Origin of the sequence: Micromonospora sp. M51 (genome assembly GCF_018070305.1) — a bacterium.
GTDB classification, from domain to species: domain Bacteria; phylum Actinomycetota; class Actinomycetes; order Mycobacteriales; family Micromonosporaceae; genus Micromonospora; species Micromonospora parva.
Window position 1 is genome coordinate 1 of sequence record NZ_JAGPXZ010001297.1, and the last position, 898, is coordinate 898.

Sequence of the window (898 nt, forward strand, 5' to 3'; positions counted from 1 at the left end):
CGTCCCGGAACGGGATGAACTCCTTGTCGAGGATCTCCTTCTTCTTCTTACCCATGGCCCGGCGCAGCAGGTCCGCCTGACCGAGGCTGTAACCGGCGAGGATCTGCGCGGCCCGCTGCACCTGCTCCTGGTAGACGATCAGGCCGTGGGTGGGCGCCAGGATCTCCCGCAGCGGCTCCTCCAGCTCCGGGTGGATCGGGGTGATCTCCTGCAGGCCGTTCTTGCGCAGCGCGTAGTTGGTGTGCGAGTCGACGCCCATCGGACCGGGCCGGTACAGGGCCAGGACGGCGGAGATGTCCTCGAAGTTGTCCGGTTTCATCAACCGCAGCAGCGACCGCATCGGCCCACCGTCGAGCTGGAACACGCCGAGGGTGTCACCGCGGGCCAGCAGCTCGTACGCGGCCTTGTCGTCCAGCGGCAGGGCCAGCAGGTCGAGCTTCAGGCCGTGGTTCAGCTCGATGTTCTTGACCGCGTCGTCGATGATCGTCAGGTTGCGCAGGCCGAGGAAGTCCATCTTCAGCAGCCCGAGCGACTCGCAGGTCGGGTAGTCGAACTGCGTGATGATCGCCCCGTCGGCGTCGCGGCGCATCAACGGGATGTGCTCGATGATCGGCTCGGCGGACATGATGACGCCGGCGGCGTGCACACCGGTCTGCCGGATCAGCCCCTCGATGCCCTTGGCGGTGTCGATCACCTTGCGGACGTCCGGGTCGGAGTCGTACAGGCCGCGGATCTCGCCCGCCTCGGCGTAGCGGGGGTGCTTGTTGTCGAAGATGCCGGTGAGCGGGATGTCCTTGCCCATCACCGCCGGCGGCATGGCCTTGGTGATCCGGTCGCCGACCGCGTACGGGAAGCCGAGGACCCGGGCCGAGTCCTTGATCGCGGCCGTCGCCTTGAT

General features: G+C 67.3%; 1 pseudogene. It reads right to left on the minus strand.

Annotated features, from left to right (window positions below):
- Window positions 1-898 (minus strand): annotated as a pseudogene (locus tag KBX53_RS34395) (DNA polymerase III subunit alpha); the annotation flags it as partial.